Annotated in this window: 16 protein-coding genes; 12 read left to right on the top strand and 4 right to left on the bottom strand. The window is 70.7% G+C overall.

Going from position 1 to position 18,058, the window contains the following annotated elements; all coding sequences use genetic code 11:
* Nucleotides 1–4 precede the first annotated feature (4 nt).
* From AB0B64_RS27485 to AB0B64_RS27500, 4 genes are read left to right on the top strand one after another with little or no spacing between them, the layout of a single operon-like run.
* A complete protein-coding gene (locus tag AB0B64_RS27485) occupies nt 5–1,027 on the top strand; it encodes an SDR family oxidoreductase (RefSeq protein ID WP_358180570.1) in 1,023 nt (340 codons plus the stop codon).
* A gap of 17 nt (nt 1,028–1,044) precedes the next feature.
* The gene (locus tag AB0B64_RS27490; protein ID WP_358180573.1) at nt 1,045–2,307 is read left to right on the top strand and encodes a DUF4910 domain-containing protein; all 1,263 of its coding nucleotides are present in this window, start codon (nt 1,045–1,047) and stop codon (nt 2,305–2,307) included.
* Nucleotides 2,304–3,275: a hypothetical protein gene (locus AB0B64_RS27495; RefSeq protein WP_358180576.1), complete on the top strand. Its 972-nt coding sequence runs from the start codon at nt 2,304–2,306 to the stop codon at nt 3,273–3,275. Before AB0B64_RS27490 ends, AB0B64_RS27495 begins: the two co-directional genes overlap by 4 nt.
* Nucleotides 3,268–4,731: an oligosaccharide flippase family protein gene (locus AB0B64_RS27500; RefSeq protein ID WP_358180579.1), complete on the top strand. Its 1,464-nt coding sequence runs from the start codon at nt 3,268–3,270 to the stop codon at nt 4,729–4,731. The genes AB0B64_RS27495 and AB0B64_RS27500 overlap by 8 nt, the downstream gene beginning before the upstream one ends.
* On the opposite strand, the gene AB0B64_RS27505 is transcribed toward AB0B64_RS27500, so the two are convergent.
* Entirely contained in the window at nt 4,700–5,668 is a 969-nt protein-coding gene (locus AB0B64_RS27505) for a glycosyltransferase (protein WP_357954851.1), read from the bottom strand. The genes AB0B64_RS27500 and AB0B64_RS27505 overlap by 32 nt on opposite strands.
* Before the next feature lie 279 nt (nt 5,669–5,947).
* On the opposite strand from AB0B64_RS27505, the gene AB0B64_RS27510 reads away from it, so the two are divergent.
* Nucleotides 5,948–6,754: a hypothetical protein gene (locus AB0B64_RS27510; RefSeq protein ID WP_358180582.1), complete on the top strand. Its 807-nt coding sequence runs from the start codon at nt 5,948–5,950 to the stop codon at nt 6,752–6,754.
* 22 nt (nt 6,755–6,776) lie between these two features.
* On the opposite strand, the gene AB0B64_RS27515 is transcribed toward AB0B64_RS27510, so the two are convergent.
* Complete coding sequence (locus tag AB0B64_RS27515; protein WP_358180585.1) at nt 6,777–7,673, bottom strand: DUF6492 family protein; 897 nt, start codon at nt 7,671–7,673, stop codon at nt 6,777–6,779.
* A gap of 107 nt (nt 7,674–7,780) precedes the next feature.
* Between AB0B64_RS27515 and AB0B64_RS27520 the strand changes: the two genes are divergently transcribed.
* Both AB0B64_RS27520 and AB0B64_RS27525 read left to right on the top strand, forming a co-directional pair.
* The gene (locus tag AB0B64_RS27520) at nt 7,781–8,506 is read left to right on the top strand and encodes a hypothetical protein (RefSeq protein ID WP_358180588.1); all 726 of its coding nucleotides are present in this window, start codon (nt 7,781–7,783) and stop codon (nt 8,504–8,506) included.
* Nucleotides 8,507–8,508: 2 nt separating this feature from the next.
* Nucleotides 8,509–9,909 (top strand): O-antigen ligase family protein, encoded by a 1,401-nt coding sequence (locus AB0B64_RS27525; protein WP_357955009.1) that lies wholly within the window; start codon nt 8,509–8,511, stop codon nt 9,907–9,909.
* Here the strand turns inward: AB0B64_RS27525 and rfbC are convergent.
* Complete coding sequence (rfbC, locus tag AB0B64_RS27530) at nt 9,848–10,393, bottom strand: dTDP-4-dehydrorhamnose 3,5-epimerase (RefSeq protein ID WP_357954860.1); 546 nt, start codon at nt 10,391–10,393, stop codon at nt 9,848–9,850. The genes AB0B64_RS27525 and rfbC overlap by 62 nt on opposite strands.
* Before the next feature lie 107 nt (nt 10,394–10,500).
* Between rfbC and AB0B64_RS27535 the strand changes: the two genes are divergently transcribed.
* The 5 genes from AB0B64_RS27535 to AB0B64_RS27555 are packed head-to-tail and all read left to right on the top strand — an operon-like array spanning nt 10,501 to nt 16,933.
* Entirely contained in the window at nt 10,501–11,322 is an 822-nt protein-coding gene (locus tag AB0B64_RS27535) for a WecB/TagA/CpsF family glycosyltransferase (protein WP_358180591.1), read from the top strand.
* A 20-nt stretch (nt 11,323–11,342) separates the two neighbouring features.
* Nucleotides 11,343–13,442, top strand: coding sequence for a glycosyltransferase (locus AB0B64_RS27540; protein WP_357954864.1), 2,100 nt, complete (start codon nt 11,343–11,345; stop codon nt 13,440–13,442).
* A gap of 25 nt (nt 13,443–13,467) precedes the next feature.
* Nucleotides 13,468–14,754 carry a hypothetical protein gene (locus AB0B64_RS27545; protein WP_358180594.1) on the top strand — a complete coding sequence of 429 codons (1,287 nt, stop codon included), beginning with the start codon at nt 13,468–13,470 and terminating at the stop codon, nt 14,752–14,754.
* A gap of 11 nt (nt 14,755–14,765) precedes the next feature.
* A complete protein-coding gene (locus AB0B64_RS27550) occupies nt 14,766–16,061 on the top strand; it encodes a hypothetical protein (RefSeq protein WP_358180597.1) in 1,296 nt (431 codons plus the stop codon).
* Entirely contained in the window at nt 16,058–16,933 is an 876-nt protein-coding gene (locus AB0B64_RS27555; protein ID WP_357954870.1) for a Gfo/Idh/MocA family oxidoreductase, read from the top strand. The genes AB0B64_RS27550 and AB0B64_RS27555 overlap by 4 nt, the downstream gene beginning before the upstream one ends.
* Here AB0B64_RS27555 and AB0B64_RS27560 read toward each other — a convergent pair.
* Nucleotides 16,930–17,997 (bottom strand): acyltransferase, encoded by a 1,068-nt coding sequence (locus AB0B64_RS27560; protein WP_358180600.1) that lies wholly within the window; start codon nt 17,995–17,997, stop codon nt 16,930–16,932. The two genes, AB0B64_RS27555 and AB0B64_RS27560, sit on opposite strands and share 4 nt — an antisense overlap.
* Between the last annotated feature and the right edge of the window lie 61 nt (nt 17,998–18,058).

Below are 18,058 nucleotides of genomic sequence, written 5' to 3' on the forward strand. Positions count from 1 at the left end.
GGATATGCGTGTACTGCTGACCGGGCACCAGGGCTACCTGGGCACCGTCATGTCCCCCGTACTCGCCGAAGCGGGACACGAGGTGACCGGCCTCGACTCGGGGCTGTTCGCCGACTGCGTCCTCGGGCCGCAGCCCGACGACCCGCGAGGGCTCGCCCTGGACCTGCGCGAGGTCCCGGCCGAGGCGCTGGCCGGATTCGACGCGGTCGTGCACCTGGCCGCCCTGTCCAACGACCCGCTCGGCTCGCTGGCGCCCGAGCTGACCTACGACATCAACTACCACGCCTCCGTACGGCTGGCCCGGCTGGCCCGAGAGGCAGGGGTGCGGCGCTTCCTGTACGCCTCCACCTGCTCGGTCTACGGAGCCGCCGGCGGGGACGACCTGGTCACGGAGGAGGCGCCCCTGCGTCCCGTGACCCCCTACGCCGAGTCCAAGGTACGCGTGGAGGATGAGGTGCTGAAGCTGGCCGACGCCGACTTCACGCCGGTCTTCCTGCGAAACGCGACGGCCTTCGGCTTCTCGCCCCGGCTGCGCGCGGACATCGTGCTCAACAACCTGGTGGGGCACGCGCATCTGTCCGGCGAGGTACGCGTGCTGTCCGACGGCACGCCGTGGCGGCCCCTGGTGCACGCGCTGGACATCGCGGACGCGTTCGCCGCCGCCCTGGTCGCGCCGCGCGAGGCCGTACACGCCGAGGCGTTCAACGTGGGCACCGAGCAGAACAACGTCACCGTGGCCGGGATCGCGGCGACCGTGGTGGAGGCGGTGCCCGGCGCCACGCTGGCCATCACGGGGGAGACGGGCGCCGACCCGCGCTCCTACCGGGTCGACTTCTCGCGGATCCGCGCCGCGCTGCCCGGATACGAGGCGCGCCGCTCGGTGAAGGAGGGCGCGCTCGAACTCATCGACGCCTACCGGCGGCACGGGCTGACCAGGGAGGGCTTCGAGCGCCGGTTCACCCGCCTGGCCCGCCTGTCGGACCGGCAGGCCGCGGGCACGGTCGACGAGCGGCTGATGCCCTCGTGACCGGCTCAGGAAAGGAGATGCACGAGCTCGTCGAGCGTCTCTACCCGCTGTGCCGGAGCATCACGGGAGACGGCGTCCGCCGCACCCTGGAGATCGTCGGCGAGCACCTCGCGCTGAACGTGCACGAGGTGCCCACCGGCACGCAGGTGCTCGACTGGAACGTGCCCAAAGAGTGGAACATCCGCGACGCCTACATCAAGGACCCCACGGGCGCCAAGGTCGTCGACTTCGCCGAGTCCAACCTGCACGTGGTCGGCTACAGCGTGCCGGTGTCGGCCCGGATGCCGCTGGCCGAGCTCCGCGGCCACCTGCACACGCTGCCGGACCAGCCGGGGCTCATCCCCTACCGGACGAGTTACTACGCCGAGGACTGGGGGTTCTGCCTGCGTCACGAGACGCTGGAGGGCCTCCGGGAGGGCGAGTACGAGGTCGTGGTGGACTCCACGCTGGCGGACGGCCACCTCACGTACGCCGAGCACGTCGTGCCCGGCCGGACGGACGAAGAGGTGCTGATCTCCTGCCACACCTGCCACCCGTCGCTGGCCAACGACAACCTGGCGGGCATCGCGGTGGCCGTCCAGCTGGCCCGGCGGCTGGCGGCGGCGTCGCCGCGCTACACCTACCGCTTCCTGTTCGCGCCCGGCACGATCGGGTCGATCACCTGGCTGGCCCGCAACCGGGACGCGGTCGAGCGGGTCAGGCACGGGCTGGTGCTCGCGTGCGCGGGGGACGGCGGCGCGCTCACGTACAAGCGGAGCAGGCGCGGCGACACGGAGATCGACCGGGCGGTGGGGCACGTGCTGCGCTCCTCCGGGCGCCCGCACCGCACGCTCGACTTCTCCCCGTACGGCTACGACGAGCGGCAGTACTGCTCGCCCGGCTTCGACCTGCCCGTCGGCTGCCTGACCAGATCGACGTACGCGGGCTATCCCGAGTACCACACCTCGGGGGACAATCCGGCGTTCGTGCTCCCCGAGGCGATGGAGGACACCCTGGAGACCTGCTGGGAGGTGACCCGGGTGCTGGAGGGAGACCGGCGCCTGGAGAACCTCAGCCCCTACGGCGAGCCGCAGCTGGGCCGGCGCGGCCTGTACGGGGCGCTGGGCGGCAGGAGCGACACCAAGCAGGCCCAGATGGCCATGCTCTGGGTGCTGAACCTCTCGGACGGCACGCACTCGCTCCTGGACATCGCCGAACGGGCCGGCCTCCCGTTCCAGGCAGTGGCGGAAGCGGCGGCGAGCCTCGAAGACGCGGAGTTGGTGAGGGAATGGAAACCATGAGCTTGCGGGTCGGCGACCTGGTGGAGATCCGCAGTGAGGCCGAGATCCTGGCCACGCTGGACGAGCGCGGTGAGCTGGACGGACTGCCGTTCATGCCGGAGATGCTGAAGTTCTGCGGCCAGCGCCTCACCGTGCACAAGGTGGCGCACAAGCTGTGCGACACGCTGACCAAGACGGGCCTGCGGCGTATGGACAGCGCCGTGCACCTGCTCGGCGCGCGGTGCGACGGCTCGGCGCACGGCGGCTGCCAGACGGCCTGCTCCATGTACTGGAAACAGGCGTGGATCAAGCGCGTCGCGGCGGACGAGTTGCCCCCGAACGCCGTGCCGGACTCCCGGCTGCTGCCGCTGCTGGAGATCAACAGCCGCAAGCCGCCGGGCGAGGACGGCACCGAACGCTACTCCTGCCAGGCCACCGAGCTGCTGAGAGCGGCGCCCGTACCGCTGCCGATGGCCGATCTGGGACAGTTCGTGGCGGACGTGCGGACGCGGAACGTCGGCGTGCTCAGGACCCTGAAGGCCACCGGAATCGGGCTGTACAACCGGTTCCAGCACCTGACCAGGAGAAAGCTGCCCCGCGCGCTGCGCATCAAGGGCGGCCGGCCGTGGGGCACGATGAAGGGCCAGGTCAGAGGCCGCACGCCGGTCCAGACGCTCGACCTCCAGCCGGGCGAGCTGGTCCGCGTACGGTCCAAGCAGGAGATCCTGGCCACCGTCAACGAGGACCTGTCCAACCGCGGCATGAACTTCGACGCCGAGCTGGCCCGCCACTGCGGCCGCACCGCGCGGGTCCGCGCCCGGGTGGACCGCTGCATCGACGAGCCCACGGGACGGATGCTGGAGATGAAGACGCCCTGCATCGTGCTGCAGGACGTGGTGTGCGAGGGCGTCCACTCGTTGAACTGCCCCCGCGAGTTCTTCCCCTTCTGGCGCGAGATCTGGCTCGAACGGGTGCCGGACGGTGAGTGAACCGGTAGTGAGCGAGCCCGTCAGCGATCATCGGGCCGGATCGGCGGGCAGGGGACTGCGTTGGGGGCTGCTGGCGCGGGGCGGGTCGAAGGTGGCCACCTTCACCCTGAGCCTCGTGCTGGCCCGCCTGCTCGCCCCGGAGGACTTCGGGTTGTACGCGGTCGCGCTGGCCGCCAACCAGTTCCTCTTCTACATCAACGACGCCGGCATCGTGGCGGCCGTCGTGCAGTGGCGGGGCAAGCTGGAGGATATGGTGGTCACCGCGACCACCGTGGTCCTCACCCTCAGCGTGGCCATCTACGCCGCGTTCTGGGTGGCGGCGCCCTACTTCACCGGGCTGGCGGGCAATGTCTCCGCCACGCCGGTGGTGCGGCTGCTCACCGTGATCATCGTGATCGACGGGTTCGTCAACGTACGCAGCGCGGTCATGCTCCGTGCCTTCCAGCAGGACAAGATAGCCAAGGCGAACATGGCCGGCATCGCCGTCCAGGTGCCGGTGGCGATCACGCTGGCGGTCATGGGCGCGGGCGTCTACAGCTTCGTCATCGGCGCGGTCGCCAACTCCCTGGTGAGCGGCATCCTGGTCTTCATCTGGGCCAAGATGCCGCTGCGGCTGGGCTTCGAGCGGGCCATCGCCCGCAAGCTGCTGGGCTTCGGCGTGCCCCTGGCGGTCAGCCTGGCCATCGAGGCGCTGGTGCTCAACGCCGACGCCATCATCATCGGCCGGCTCCTGGGCGCGACCACGCTCGGCTTCTACATGATCGCGCTGAACGTGTCGAGCTGGGTGCCGGGGTTGGTCGGCGAGGCCCTGCGCCACGTCACGCTGCCCGGTTTCTCACGGGTGGCCGAGGAGCGCCCGGAGGCGTTCTCCGCGCGTGTCCAGCAGATCGTGCCGATGCTGATCACACTGGTGCTGCCCGTCGCGGTCCTCTTCGGCGTGCTGGCGCCCCTGGTGGTGCCCTTCCTGTACGGCGAGCGGTGGCTGCCCGCCGCCCAGGCGCTGTCCTTCCTCATGGCGCTGATGGTGGTGCGGATGCTCACCGCGCTGGCCTTCGACATCCTGACCTCGCTCGGCGCGACCAGGCTCGTCGTCTGGATGAACCTGAGCTGGGCCCTGGCCCTGCTGCCCGCCCTGTACGCCGGCGCCCGCCTGGACGGCATCCGGGGCGTGGCCATCGCGCACGCGGCCGTCGCGCTGCTGATCGCCCTGCCCGTGACGGCGCTGCAACTGCGCCGCTCGGGCGTCGTGCTCGGACCGGTCCTGCCCGGGATCCTCCGGCTGCTCCTCGGCGGCCTGCTGGCCGGCCTGGCCGCCTGGCTGGTGTCCAGGCTGACCGAGGGCGCCTTCGACTTCGTCCGGCTCTGCGCCGCCGGAGGAGCCGGGCTGATCGTGTACGTGGTGACCGGGCTCTCGCGAGACCGGATCAGGAAGATTCGCGAGGTGGTGACGAGCTGAGCGGTCCGCGCAGGCCGCGGGCCACGTCGATGGCCGAGTGGGCGACGTTGCGGGCCATGGGCACGGCGTTGCGCCGCAGCCAGGGCCGCAGCGCCGCGTAGGCGCGCAGCCGCTGGCCGCGGGTCAATGGAGCGTTCCTGATGACCCGCAGCAGCGCGCGGCCCTCCTCCACGTTGGGCAGGAAGAAGCGCTGGTCTCCGGGCATCTCGCGGGCGCGGAAGGCCCGCGCGTGGTTGACCTGGCTGTTGCTGCCCGGGTGGTTGCGGTGCCGCAGCAGCAGCTCGTCCACCACGACCAGCGGCCCGAGCAGCGCCAGGCCCGAGATCATCACCCGGTCGGCCGGCAGGATGGCCTCCAGCGGCCGGGCCCGCAGCAGCGTCTCCCTGCGCATGAGCCCGTAGAAGTGCATGGTCTCGTCGTAGTTGTCCAGCCGGTGGCGCAGACGCGTCACCGGGTCGGGCTGGTCGGTGGGGGCGGTGTCGCGCCAGGTGCCGATGGTCTGTCCCGTCTCGTCGATCTCCTCGACGCCCGAGACGGCCGCCGCCGCCGACGGGTGGCGGCGCAGCGCCGCCGAGAGCAGGGCCAGGCGGTCCTCGTGGTACTCGTCGTCGGAGGTGGCGTAGGAGAAGAACTCACCGCGGGTCTCGTGGACGACCTTGTTGTGGTTGGCCGTGATGCCGACGTTGCGCTCGCGCCGCAGGTAGCGGACGCGGGGATCGGTCCTGGCCAGCTCGCGGCAGAGCTCCTCGGTGCCGTCCGTCGAGCAGTTGTCGGCGATCACCAGCTCGAAGTCGACCCCCTTCTGGGAGAGGACCGAGCGCAGGGCGCCCTCCAGGTACGGCTCGCCGTTGTAGACGGGCATGCCGACCCCGATGGGTGGTTCGGCGCGGCCGACGAGTGAGGCGGAGGAGCGTACATTCGGTGATCTGGACGTCATCCGGGCAGCCCTTCTAGCGGAAGCTGAGGTGAGGCTGAGGTACGGTCGCGCCGATGTTCTCGCGAAGTAGGGCGAACGGCAACCAAGTCCGGTGATTCGTAACATCGACTCGGCCGGTCACGATAAGCAATCTGTACCATTTTTTATGGCCAGGGCATTGGCCCATACTGGCGGGGGCTTGGGCGGGTAAATATGGCTTTTTGGAACGATCTGTTAGGCCTTATCCGAAACAAGCGTGTTGGACCTCCCATCATCGCCCTCGCCCTCCTCCTGGCGTTGGTGGCGTTCTTCGTGGGGTCACCGCGTTACGAGACCGAGTCGTCGCTCATCCTGACCGCGCCGCCGTCCGGTGGCACCCTGTCGATGGATCCCACCAAGCCGGTCGGCCTGACCAACCCGCTGCTGCAGTACAACGACGGGCTGCGGACGGTCGCGGGCATCCTCATCCTCGCGCTCAACAGCAAGGACGAGCTGCGCAAGCTCGGGATCGAGGAGAACGGCAGCACCGAGATCGTCATCGACGACGGCCGGTCGAACGCGGACCTGCTGGGCGTCGTGACGCAGGGCCCGTTCATCCACATCAAGGTCGTGAGCCGGACGGCGGAGACGGCGAAGGGCATCCTCGAACGGGCCGAGCGGCGCCTGCGTGAGGAGCTGACCAGCTACCAGACCTCGCTGGGCGCGCCGAAGAGCACGTTCATCGCGGTCAACAACGTGGCGCTGATCCCGGTCGAGTACGACGGCGGGGGCAAGGTCCAGCTGGCCGTGGAGGTGCTGGTCGTCGCCCTGCTCTTCGGTTTCGGCGCCGCCTACCTGATGTGGATCCGCCGCGTCCGTGGCCGTACCGCGCCGGCGGAGCCGGCCAAGGACGAAGCGGACGTCCCCGAACCCGCCGCCGAGCCGGAAGCGGCGAAGCCCCTTAATGGCCGCCCAACGGTCATGTCTTCCGGAGGATCCGACGACGACCCGTCCACGGACCGCGACAGCGACGGCCCCCCGACGGAGGAGTTCGCCCGGATCAACGGCGAGTTCCTGGGGATCGCCCCCGACCAGCGAAAGCCCGACCAGGACGGTCGCGCGGGCTAGGCAACCGGGTTCGCCAATCGGGTCAGGCGACCCGGTTGGCGACCTCGGCGCAGCGCTCGATGGCCGCCTGCCGCACCTCTCGCGGGGTGCCCGACTTGGCGGAGATCATCATCCCGATCGCCCCGTCCCCGAGCCGATCGGCGAAGGCCAGGGCGGTCGGCAGGTCCATCGGCGACTCGTCGGGGGTCTTGTGGCACAGGCCGGTGTCCGACGGCGGGCGCCCGTCCGGCGAGCTGAGCACCTCGTCCACGAACAGCCCGTAGAGCATGAACTCCGACACGTGCAGCCGGGAGCCGAACGCGTCGGCCCAGTGCCGGCCAGTGTTCTCGGTGAGCCGCCGCTGGAGCCCGCGCACGATGGCGGGATCCCAGAAGGTGAGCGGGCTCATGTAGTCGGGCAGCGGCGGCTCGGGCGCCGGTGGCAGTTTCAGCAGCTCGCGGGCGACCTGGTGCCACAGCACGTGCCGCGTCATGAGCGGGTGCACCCCGTCCTCCAGCCGGTGCAGCAGCGGCCGGCCGCCGACCAGGGAGCGCTGGGCCGTCGTCGGCCGGACGAGCACCACGTCGGAGTCGGCCACCAGGACCACGTCCGCGTCCATCGCCGCCGTGGCCGCCAGTTTGACGATCTGCTGCATCACCCAGCCGCGTACGGGCGGCCAGGGACGCAGGGCGTTGACCCACATGCCCAGCCGGGGCACCTTGACGTAGCGCTTCGGCAATAGCTCTCCCACGGTCCTGACCCGGCAGCGGGGCCCTTCGTGGGCGGCGAACAGGCGCCGGTCGGCGCGCGGCACGAAGACGTGGTGGACGGTGTCTTCTGGGGTGTACTCCAGTACGGAGCGGTGCAGATCGGCGAACTGATCCGCGTCGGGTCCATAGCTGGGGGTGACGACAGCAAGCGAGGCCATGGGCTTGGTCACTCACCCTCATCGGAGTGAAGCTTTGGCACGTTACACGTGATAAGTAACGCTGGTCGCAGCCTCGCCGATGCTCTGAAGTACGGCTGGAACATGCCTGGGGGGCTGTGTTGGACTTCTGGAGCGCGATCACCGTCCTCCTGCGTCGCTGGTACATCGCGGCTCCCGCGTTCCTGCTGACGCTGACCGCCGCCTACGGCGTCTACACCCAGATCCCCGTCCAGTACTCCTCGACGACGGTCATGGTGCTCACGGTGCCGCCGAGCGGGTCGTACCGGCCGCCGAACCCCAAGAACCCCAACCCGATCATCAACCCGCTGCTCAACTTCGACGGCGGGCTGAACATGTCGGCCTCCATCCTGGTGCAGATACTCAACACCACGGAGGTGGCCGGCCAGATGGGCATCCGGCCGGACGGCAAGACCACCTACAAGGTCAACAACGGCCACCCCAATCCCGAACTGCTCATCAGCGCGCCCTTCGTGGTCATCGAGGGCAAGAGCCTGGCACCCCAGGATGCGCGGGCGATCGTGGTCCGGGTGGCCGAGCGGGCCAAGGTCGAGCTGAAACGCCGCCAGGAAGTGCTGAAGGCCCCGCCGGAGACGTACATCAACCTGAACGAGATGGTCTCCCCGACCGAGCCGCAGCCGGAGCGCGGCGGGAAGATCCGCAGCGCCGCGGCCGTGTTCGCGCTGGGCGTGGCCGCCGCGCTCGGCGCCTCCTTCTGCGCCGAGAGCGTCATGACCGGGCTGCGGCGCAGGAGAGACGAGCGGGACAGGCCGGAACCGGCGCCCGAGGCGGACGTCAGGACCGAGGAAGCGGTGTTGCAGCGTTGAACGTGGCCATCGAGCGGTCCATCGTCCGGCCGGTGCCCCACAGGGCCGACGCCGCCACCCTGTGCGCGATCTTCACCGTGGTCCTCATGCTGGTGCCCGCTCGCCAGGTGATCGGCGGCCTGCCGTTCGACCTCACCTACGCGGAGGCCATCGGGCTGTTCGCCGCCGTCTGGTGGTTCTGCGCGCACCTCACCAGTACGCTCGGCGCGGCCAAGGGGCCGTCGGCGGTGCGGTACGCGATCTACTTCTACGCGCTCGCCTTCCTCGCGACCTACGCCTACGCCTCCGCCGGGTGGCTGCCCTCGTACGAGCAGGACCTGTCCGACCACGTGCTGGTCATCGCGGTCGCGATGGTGGGCATCGCGCTGATCGGCGTGGACGGCGTGCCCAGCCGCGAGCGGATCGACCTGGTGCTGAAGACGCTGGTGGTGGTCGGCGCCATCATGGGGGTGATCGGCGCGATCCAGTTCCTGCTGTCGTTCGACGTGACCCAGTACATGCAGATCCCCGGCAGCCGCCTGCGGGCGGTGGAAGTGACGATCCTGGAGCGCAACGGGCTCAACCGGGTGGCCTCGACCGCGGGGCATCCCATCGAGTTCGGCGTCGTGTCCGCGATGGTGCTGCCGGTCGCCCTCCATTACGCCTTCGGCGCGCGCGAACACGGTGAGCCGCAGCGGCGCTGGTGGACCGTGGTGGCCCTGATCGCCTGCGGGATGGCCTTCTCCGCCTCACGCTCGACGGTGCTGGGCCTGGCCGCCTCCGGGGCGGTGCTGTTCCTCGGCTGGCCCAACGCCCGGCGCGTCAGGGCGGCCGTCGCGCTCGCCGGTTTCCTGGTCGTCATGAAGCTGCTCGTCCCCGGTCTGATCGGCGCCATCGCCGGGCTGTTCACCAATCTGGACAACGACGAGAGCCTGCGCTGGCGGACCAACGACTACACCACGGCGATCTCGGAGTTCTCGCAGCATCCCCTGCTGGGCCGGGGCAACGGCACTTGGTTCCCGCCGCACCACCCGGTCTTCGACAACCAGTATCTGCTGACGGCCGTGCAGGGCGGCGCGATCGGCGTGCTGGCGTTCGTCGGCCTGTTCGTCGTCGGGATGTGGTCGGCGGTTCGGGTCAGGAGCATCAGCGTGGACGACCGCACCCGTGACCTCGGGCTGACGCTGGCCGCCTGCCTGATCGTGCCGGTGGTGGGCTCGGCCACGTTCGACCTGAACTCCTTCAGCACCGCCACCGCGCTGTCGTTCCTGCTCATCGGCCTGGCCGGGGCGTTGATGCGGGCCGCGCGCCGGGAGGTGCGGGCGCGCGGGGACGCTGAAAGGGCAGTCGCGCGCCGCGAGGTCAGCCCTCCAGCCGCCGCCGTGCCTCTTTCCACGAGCCGGCCGCCAGATCCCGCGCGCTGATCGCCGAGACCGGCAGCGGCCAGTCGATCGCCAGGTCGGGGTCGTCGTAGCGGACGGAGATGTCCTCGGCCGGGTCGTGCGGCCGGTCGATCCGGTAGCAGACGTCGGCGTCGCTGAGCGCCTGGTAGCCGTGGAGCAGACCGGGCGGCACGTACAGGTGCGTGAAGGTCTCGTCGTCGAGGACCACCGACATCCGCTCGCCGAAGGTGGGCGAGCCGGGCCGGGCGTCCACGAGGACGTCGTACACCGCGCCGCGCGCGCACCTGACGAGCTTGGCCTCGCCCCGGCCGGAGCGGCCGTGCATGGCCCTGATCGCGCCCTTGACCGTGCGGGACTGGCTGTCCTGGACGAACGCCGCAGGGTCCAGGCCGTGCTCGGCCGCGATCTCGGCGTCGAACGTCCTGGTGAACAGGCCGCGCTCGTCACTGTGCGGGCTCGGGACGAACAGCAAGGTCCCCGCGAGCGCGCCTTGTTCGACTCTCATGGACCCCATCCTGGCGGTGTCTCCTCCGGTCGGCCACCGTGTAACGGATATAGCCCGATACCGATGTCCAAAGGGTGAGTCGGCTGACGGGGGGGTGCGGCATTCCGATGGACCACTCGTCGGATGAGAACGGTCCAAAGAACCGCGCCTTACCCCTCGCGCCCCGCGCGCGGGTGGGCGCCGTCGGGATCGACGCCATCACCGAGCCGGAGGTCGCCGAGCACCTCGCGCGGGCCTGGCACGACGGCCTGGGCGGCATGATCGTAACCGCCAACGTGGACATCGTCCGCGCCGCCACCCGCGACCCCGAGCTCGCCGGGCTCGTGGCGGGCGCCGAACTCGTGGTCGCGGACGGCATGCCGGTGGTGTGGGCCGCCCGCCTCGGCGGACTGCGCGTATCCGACCGCGTCACCGGGGCCTCCCTGATCTTCACCCTCAGCGAGGTCGCCGCCCGCGAGGGACGGTCGGTGTTCCTGCTCGGCGGCGAGCCGGGGGTGGCGGAGGCCGCCGGTGAGGTATTGGTCCGGCGTTATCCCGGTTTACGGATCGCCGGAATGTACGCACCGCCCTTCGGCTTCGAGCGGCTGGCCGGCGGGATGGGGGAGACCGTGGAGAAGGTCCGCGCGGCCGCGCCCGACCTCGTCTTCGTCGGCCTGGGCTTCCCCAAGCAGGAACGCGTCATAGCCGCGCTCCGCCCCGAACTCCCGCACGCCTGGTACATCGGCTGCGGCGCCGCCATCCCGATGGCCGCCGGGCAGTTCCGGCGGGCTCCGGACGGGATCCAGCGGGTGGGCGGCGAATGGCTGTTCAGGCTGGCCCTCGAGCCCCGTCGACTCATCCGCCGGTACCTACGTGACGACCTGCCCTTCGCGCTCAGGCTGCTGGCCGGGGCCGCGTGGCACCGGCTGGCCGCGGGCCGGCGCTCCTGATCCCCACAGATTGGTGCCTGATGACTGTTCCCGAGCGGTCGCCGCTTGCCATCGTGATCGTCACCTACCAGAGCGGGCAGGTCATCGAGGAGTGCCTGCACTCTTTGGACACCGTGCTGAGCGAAGGGGAGCCGGCCCGGATCATCGTCGTGGACAACGACTCCCCCGACGACACGGTGGAGCGGGTACTCGCGACCGGAGTACCCGTCGAGCTGGTAGAGACCGGCCGCAACGGCGGGTTCTCGGCCGGCGTCAACGCGGGCATCGCCGCCGCCCCCGGCTGTGACGTCCTCATCCTCAACGCCGACATCCGGCTCAAACCCGACTCGGTGCGCCTGTTGCGCGAGGCGCTGGCCGTGCCCGGCACGGGCATCGCGGTGCCCCGGCTGCTGGGCGCCGACGGCATGCTGCAGCTGTCCCTGCGCCGGCGCCCCACAGTCCTGCGGGCCGTGGGAGAGGCGCTGCTCGGCGGGCTCAGAGCGGGCCGCCACGCACCGCTGGGCGAGCTCGTCGTCGACCCGCGCGCCTACGAGCGGCCGGGCACGCCCGACTGGGCGACGGGCGCCGCCTGGCTGGTCTCGCGCGCCTGCCTGGACGCCGTGGGACCGCTCGACGAGCGCTACTTCCTGTACTCGGAGGAGACCGAGTACATGCTCAAGATCCGCGATCACGGCTTCTCGATCCGCTACGAGCCAAGGGCGGTGGCCGTCCACCTCGGCGGCGAGCAGGCCAACTCCGCCCCGCTGTGGACACTCGCCGCCGCCAACCGGGTGCGGCTGCACCGGCAGCGGTACGGCAGGCCCCGCGCGCTGCTCATGCGCCTGGCGGTCGCCCTGAACGAGGCGCTGCGCGCCGTCACCCGTGGCCGGCGGGCGGGGGAGCGGCACCGGGCGGCGTTGCGCGAACTCGCGACGATGGACGAGTGGCCGACACCGCCGGGCGGTCGCCCGTTATCGCCGCCCGCGTACGTCTGCTTCTCCGCCCAGGACTGGTGGTACCACAATCGGGCCCACTCCGACTTCCAGCTCATGCGCCACCTCGCGGGATCGCGCAAGGTGCTGATCGTCAACAGCATCGGCATGCGGATGCCGCTGCCCGGCCGCTCCACCTTCGTGCTGCGGCGCATCGCCAGGAAGCTGCGCAGCGTGGCCAAGTTCGTCAGGCGGGTGGAGCCGAACCTGTGGGTGATGTCGCCGCTCCCGCTCCCCCTCTACGGCTCGCGCCTGGGCCGCGGGCTGAACGCCTGGCTGGTCAGGACGCAGGTACGGGCGGTCTGCGGGTGGCTGGGCCTGAAGGTGCCGGTGATCGTGGTGACCATCCCCACCGCCTGGGACGTGGTACGCCCGATGCGCCGCCGGGCGCTGATCTTCAACCGCTCGGACCGCCACTCCGCCTTCCCCGAGTCCGACACGAGGACGATCGAGACCCTCGAACGTGACCTTCTGGAACGTGCCGACCACGTGGTGTACGCCAGCCGAGGGCTCATGGCCGAGGAACGCCCGCTCGCGGGCACGCGGGCCCGCTTCCTCGACCACGGGGTCGACCTGGAGCACTTCAGCCGCGTACCGGCCGACCGGCAGCCCGCCGACCTGCGGGCCGTACCGGGGCCCAGGATCGGCTTCTTCGGTGCCCTGGACGACTTCGTGGTGGACTTCGACCTGCTGGAACGGGTCGCGCTCGGCCTGCCCGAGGCGTCCCTCGTGCTCGTCGGCGACGCGAACGGGCAGATCGAACGGCTCACCAAGCACCCCAACGTGCACTGGCTGGGCCTGCGCCCCTATTCGGTGATCCCCGCCTACGGCTCCGGCTTCGACGTGGCGATCATGCCGTGGCTGGACAACGAGTGGATCAAGCACGCTAACCCGATCAAGCTTAAGGAGTTCCTGGCGCTCGGCCTGCCCGTGGTCAGCACCGAGTTCGACGAGCTGGCCCACTACGCCGACCGCGTCAGGACCGCGACCACCCCTGAGCAGTTCATCGAGGCCATCCGCGTCTGCCTGGCCGAGGGCGGCCCGCAGTCGCCGGAGCGGCTGCGCGGCTCGCTGGCCGGCGCCTCCTGGTCGGCGCGGGCGGCCGACCTCATGGCGCTGGCCGAGCAGACACCCGACGCACGGCGTTGAGAGCGTTGGCGTGAAGAGGGATGGCGTGAGGATACTGACAGTCACGCGGTGGGCGGCGCTGCTCGCCGCCGCGACGGTGGCCGTCGGGGGCGGGCTGTGGCTGCGATCCGTCCCGCCGAAGCCCGTCGCGAGCACGCTGCCCGCACCGGCGATGGCCTTGCGGGCGGTGCCCTGGGAAGGCGGGCCCGCCGCTTACCAGGGCTCGGCCGCCAGGGCGGGCTGGACCCGTCCCGGGTTCTTCCCCGTGGGGCTCTGGTTCGCCTCGGCGCGGACTGCCCGGGAGGTCGCGCTGGACCGGGCGGCGGGGATCAACACCTACGTCGAACTGGCCGACGGCAGCCGTCCTGAGCTGCTCAGGAAGTCCGGCATGACCGCGCTGACCAGCCGCCCGCTGCCCGGCGCGGGCGCCGAGACCGTGGGCTGGCTGATCGCCGACAAGGCCGACGTGTGGGCGGGACCGGGCAACGGGCGCTGGACGGGCGCCCGCGGTTTCACCAGCAAACCCGTCTGCGTCCCCGTACTCGTCACCTGCGGCTACACCGTCATGCGCACGCTCGCCGAGCGCCCGCCCAAGGGCGACCGGCTGCGGTACGCCTCCTTCGGCAAGGGCGTGGCCTACTGGGAGGAGGAGGCGCTGGCCGCCAAGTTCGTCAACGGCTACTCGGACGTGGTCGCGGCCGACGTCTCCTGGTACGGCGACCCCAACGTCTGCGCCGAGGCCACCCGGTGGCTGCAGCTGCCGGCGGCCCAGTGCCGCCTGGCGGCCAACTACGGCGCGACCGTCGAGCGGCTGCGCACCCTGGACGCCGCCGACGGTCGACGGCAGCCGGTGTACGCGATCATCTCGCTGTCCGGCCTCACCCCCGAGCAGGTGGGCGGCGCGGCGATGAGCGCCCTGATCCACGGCGCCAGGGGGATCGTCTATGACGCGCACGGCACGGACCCCGCCTGCAAGGTGGACAACGTGCTCCGGCGCGCCTGCGGGAAGGCGGTCAGGCGCGGGGTCGCCGAGCTCGACCGCCGGATCGCGCGGCTCGCGCCGGTGCTCAACACCCAGTCGTACGCCTACGACTTCGCGCCCGAGCTGGACACCATGCTGAAGCGCCACGACGGCGCCTACTACCTGTTCACGATGCTCGGCCGAGGCCAGGCTCCGGGGCCGCGCGTGCTGACCGTACCCAGCGATCTTTCGGCGGCGGGCCACATCGAGGAGATCTTCGAAGACCGGAGCATCCCGGTCGACAGGGAGGGACACTTCACCGAGACCTTCGACGCGGAGCACAGCTATCACGTCTACCGGATCGCCCCGTAGCTGGGAGGGCAATGACTTCTCGAACGACGAACAGACGGATCTTGCTCATCGCGGTCACCGCTCTGTTGGTGATCGCCGTGGGCTGGGTGTTCGCGCAGGCCAAGTCGACCCGTGACGACCTCGGCCTGCCGCGCGTCCCCTGGGACGGCGGCCCGGCCTATTACGCCAAGTTCAGCGCCCCGGCCGCCGCGGGCTGGACCGATCCATCGTTCTTCCCCATCGGGGTCTGGTTCGAGTCCGTCGTCGAGGAACGCGACGTGCGGATGGACAAGGAGGCCGGGCTCAACACCTACGTCGAGCTGACGGCCAACAGCGACATGAGCCTGATCCGCGCCAACGGGATGTCGGCGATCACCAGCAAGCCGCTGGCGGGGTCGGGCAGCGAGACGGTCGGCTGGATGATCGCCGACGAGCCCGACATGTTCGCCGGGCCGGGTGACGGCGTCTGGAGCGGCAAGTACGGCGGCGAGGGCCAGGTGTGCCTGCCCGACAAGCCGCCCTGCGGCTACACGGCGATGCGCACACTGAAGGACAAGCTACCCAAGAACGACGGCCGCCTGCACTACGCCAACTACGGCAAGGGCATCGCCATGTGGGAGTCCGACGACGAGGCGAAGAAGTTCGTCAACAGCTACACCGACGTCATGTCCACCGACGTGTACTGGTACACCGACACCGGCATCTGCCCGGAGGCCGAGAACTTCATCAAGCTGCCGACCGACCGCTGCCCGCGGGCCGCCAACTACGGCATGGTCGTCGACCGGGGCAGAAAGCTCGACGCCCTGGACGGCAAGAGGCAGCCGATCTACGCGTTCGTGGAGCTCGGCTGGCCGGGTTCCAACGGCCTGCGCGCGATCACCGGCGACGAGCTGGCCGGCGCGGTGATGAACTCCCTCATCCACGAGGCACGCGGCGTCATCTACTTCAACCACAGCTTCGCCGGGCCCTGCCCGAGTCAGCACGTGCTGCGCGAGCCGTGCGCCCAGGCGACGCGGACGGCCGTGACGGAGCTGAACCGGCGGATCCGCACGCTCGCGCCCGTCCTGAACACCCAGTCATACGCCCACACCTTCGCGCCGGGACTCGACACCATGCTCAAGGACCTCGACGGCTCCTCCTACGTCTTCGCCATGCCCAAGGCGGGCGTCCAGCCGGGGCGGCAGACGCTGAAACTGCCCAAGGCGCTGGAGTCGGCCTCCAGCGTGGAGGTGCTGTTCGAGAACAGGACACTGCCCGTGAAGGACGGCGGCTTCACCGACACCTTCGAGCGGGAGAACACCTACCACGTCTACAAGGTCACGGCATGAGCGCGCCGGTGAACGTGGGCCTGGTCGGCGCCGGGCCCTGGGCGCGCGATTTCCACGCCCCCGTCTTCGCCGCCGGGCCCGAGACCCGGCTGGCGGGCGTCTGGAGCAGGCGCGCCCCGGCCGCCCGGGCGCTGGCCGAGCGCTTCGGCGTGCCCGCCTTCACCTCCTACGAACGGCTGCTGGAGCGGTGCGAGGCCGTGGTCTTCGCCGTCCCGCCCGACGTCCAGGCGGCCATGGCCGTCCAGGCGGCACGTCAGGGCCGGGCGCTGCTGCTGGAGAAGCCGATCGCGCTGACCGTACGCGACGCGCAGGCGCTCGCCGGCGAGGTGGACGCCACGGGCGTGGCCACGCAACTCGTGCTGACCAACCGCTACCGTCCCGCCGTACGCGAGTTCCTCAAGCGGGCCCGCGACTTCCCGGCCATCGGTGCCCGCGCCATGCAGCTCACCGGCGAATTCCTGGACGACACCTTCGCCGACAGCCCGTGGCGCTCCCGCGCGGGCGTGCTCTACAACACCGGACCGCACGGCCTGGACCTGCTCGACGCGGCGCTGGGCCGCATCACGGAGGTCAGGCCGGCCGGCAACCGGGCCGGCTTCCTGGCGCTGACCTGCCTGCACGAGAACGAGGTGATCAGCCAGCTGACGATCTGCGGCCGGGTCCCGCAGCGCCGCAGGACCCGCTATGAGCTGTACGGCCCGGAGGGCACGCTGGTGCTCGACTCCGAACACCTGCCGGAGGACTCGACGGAGACCAGAGCGACCCTGCGCTCCGAGTTCGCCACCGCCGTACGGACCGGCCGCTCACACGAGATCGACGTGCACCGGGGCCTGCACCTGCAGCGGCTCCTGGCGCAGGCGGAGCCGCGCTAAGAGGCCTCGGGGACCGCGACCGGGACCGGGGCGGGCTTGCGCTGCCGCAGGCGCAGCGCGGGCCGCTCGACCAGCCGCCAGCTCAGCGCGGCCAGCGGCAGCACGATGCCGACCGTGGCCAGTAACACCAGCGCGGGCGCCCGGAGCCCGTACTGGACCAGCACCTGCTGGGCGGGGAAGGCCAGCAGGTAGGTCCCGTACGACAGGTCGTAGGAGCCGGTGGGCCGGTGCAGCCACGTCGGCGCGCGGAAGGCGATGAGGAACGTGAGGCAGGTGACCGCCGCGATGGCCCCCAGATTGGCCACCGGCGTGCCCCACAGCAGCCACCACGCGAGCACCACGGGGACCGTCAGCCAGAGCGGCGGGACCCAGCGCAGCTCCCTGATCAGCATGCCGAGCGCGAAGAACGCCACGGGCTGCGCGGCGTACGCCGACACGACCAGGGGGATGAGCGGACCGGAGTAACCGGTGAGGTGGATGACCGAGGCGGCGGCCAACGCGAGCAGCACCAGCCCGACCAGGACCGTCCGGCGGCGCAGCAGCCCCAGCAGGCCCATGATCGCCACACCGACGTAGCAGAGCACCTCCACCCAGATCGTCCAGAGCGACCCGTTGACCGCGTCCGGGTAGGGGAGCCCCTGGAAGACACCCGGCAGCGCGTAGCTCACCGGCTGGATGAGCAGCCCTCTGGCGATGTAGCTCCAGGCGCCGGAGCCGGCGAAGTAGGAGGCGGCAGGCAGCGTACTCACCAAGGGTCCGAGCAGCAGGGCCGTGGCGACGACGACGAGCGCGTACGCGGGATAGATGCGCAATGCCCTGCGGAGCGTGTAGCGGCGGACCGACGGGTCGGACAGCCAGCTCGTGCTGATCAGGTAGCCGCTGATGAGGAAGAAGACCCCGACGCCTATGCCGCCGACCCCTATCCCGCTGTCGGGGGTCAGGGGTGTCCCGTGCCCGGTCAGCACCCAGCTGTGCTCGACGATGACCGCCAGCGCGCCCAGGAGGCGCAGCAGGTTGAAGGCGTTCAGCCGGGATTGACCAGGCCCGTTTTGCGCTTCGGCCACTCCGCAGCTCCCCCGCGAGTCCGATGCATCGGAGGTGTATCGGTTCGCGAAGGAGCTGCGT

Source organism: Nonomuraea sp. NPDC049129 (assembly GCF_040648495.1).
Lineage (GTDB): Bacteria > Actinomycetota > Actinomycetes > Streptosporangiales > Streptosporangiaceae > Nonomuraea.

Excerpts from the sequence above, each read along its gene's own strand:
- AB0B64_RS27485 (WP_358180570.1), top strand. The coding sequence starts at position 5 with ATGCGTGTACTGCTGACCGGGCACCAGGGCTACCTGGGCACCGTCATG.
- AB0B64_RS27490 (WP_358180573.1), top strand. The coding sequence starts at position 1,045 with ATGCACGAGCTCGTCGAGCGTCTCTACCCGCTGTGCCGGAGCATCACG.
- AB0B64_RS27495 (WP_358180576.1), top strand. The coding sequence starts at position 2,304 with ATGAGCTTGCGGGTCGGCGACCTGGTGGAGATCCGCAGTGAGGCCGAG.
- AB0B64_RS27505 (WP_357954851.1), bottom strand. The coding sequence starts at position 5,668 with ATGACGTCCAGATCACCGAATGTACGCTCCTCCGCCTCACTCGTCGGC.
- rfbC (WP_357954860.1), bottom strand. The coding sequence starts at position 10,393 with ATGAGAGTCGAACAAGGCGCGCTCGCGGGGACCTTGCTGTTCGTCCCG.
- AB0B64_RS27535 (WP_358180591.1), top strand. The coding sequence starts at position 10,501 with ATGGACCACTCGTCGGATGAGAACGGTCCAAAGAACCGCGCCTTACCC.
- AB0B64_RS27540 (WP_357954864.1), top strand. The coding sequence starts at position 11,343 with ATGACTGTTCCCGAGCGGTCGCCGCTTGCCATCGTGATCGTCACCTAC.
- AB0B64_RS27550 (WP_358180597.1), top strand. The coding sequence starts at position 14,766 with ATGACTTCTCGAACGACGAACAGACGGATCTTGCTCATCGCGGTCACC.
- AB0B64_RS27555 (WP_357954870.1), top strand. The coding sequence starts at position 16,058 with ATGAGCGCGCCGGTGAACGTGGGCCTGGTCGGCGCCGGGCCCTGGGCG.